The organism is Streptomyces sp. NPDC004542 (genome assembly GCF_040610035.1).
Classification (GTDB): domain Bacteria; phylum Actinomycetota; class Actinomycetes; order Streptomycetales; family Streptomycetaceae; genus Streptomyces.
In genome coordinates, this window is sequence record NZ_JBEXLP010000222.1 from 1 (window position 1) to 1142 (window position 1142).

At 71.5% G+C, this 1142-nt stretch carries 1 protein-coding gene; it reads left to right on the forward strand.

The window, feature by feature from the left end:
- Positions 1-1142: Ig-like domain-containing protein (locus ABZX30_RS38210; protein ID WP_355943085.1), on the forward strand; the 1142-nt coding region annotated here is incomplete at both ends.

Sequence of the window (1142 nt, forward strand, 5' to 3'; positions counted from 1 at the left end):
GGACTCGACGAGACGACGACACTCGACGCGAACGGCACCGCCTGCGTCACCACCACCAGCCTGGCGACCGGCACCGTCACCGCCACCTACAACGGGGATACCTGCTTCACAGGCTCGACCGGCACCTTCGACGTGACGGTCGGCCCGGCGGCCAGCACCACCGCGGTGACCGCCGAACCGAACCCCTCCGTCTGCGGCCAGACGGTAACCGTCTGCGCCACCGTCACCGCAGTCCCGCCCGGCACCGGCACACCCACCGGAACCGTCACCTTCACCGGCCCCGGCGGACTGAACACCACCGTCCCCGTGAACCCCGACGGCACCGCCTGCGTCAGCACCACCACGCTGGCGACCGGCACCGTCACCGCCACCTACAACGGCGACGAATGCTTCACCCCCTCGACCGGCACCGCACCGGTCACCGTCAACCAGGCCGCCAGCACCACCTCGGTGACCGTCAATCCCACTCCCTCCGTCTGCGGCCAGACCGTGACCGTCTGCGCCACCGTCACCGCGGTTCCCCCCGGCACCGGCACACCCACCGGAAGCGTCACCTTCACCGGCCCCGGCGGACTCAACGAGACCCTCGCACTCGACCCGGACGGGAAGGCCTGCCTGACCACCAGCAGCCTCACCGGAGGAACGGTCACCGCCACCTACAACGGCGACGAGTGCTTCACCCCGTCGACCGGCACCGCACCGGTCACCGTCAACCAGGCCGCCAGCACCACCACGGTGACCGTCAACCCCAACCCCTCCGTCTGCGGCCAGACCGTGACCGTCTGCGCCACCGTCACCGCGGTTCCCCCGGGCGCCGGCACACCCACCGGAACCGTCACCTTCACCGGCCCCGGCGGACTCAACACCACCGTCCCCGTGAACCCCGACGGCACCGCCTGCGTCAGCACCACCACGCTAGCGACCGGCACCGTCACCGCCACCTACAACGGCGACGAATGCTTCACCCCCTCGACCGGCACCGCGAACGTGACGGTGGAACCGGCAGCGAGCGCGGTGGCGGTCTCGGTGAACCCGAACCCATCGGCGTGCGGCCAGACCGTGACCGTCTGCGCCACCGTCACCGCGGTCCCGCCCGGCACCGGCACACCCACCGGAACCGTCACCTTCACCGGCCCCGGCGG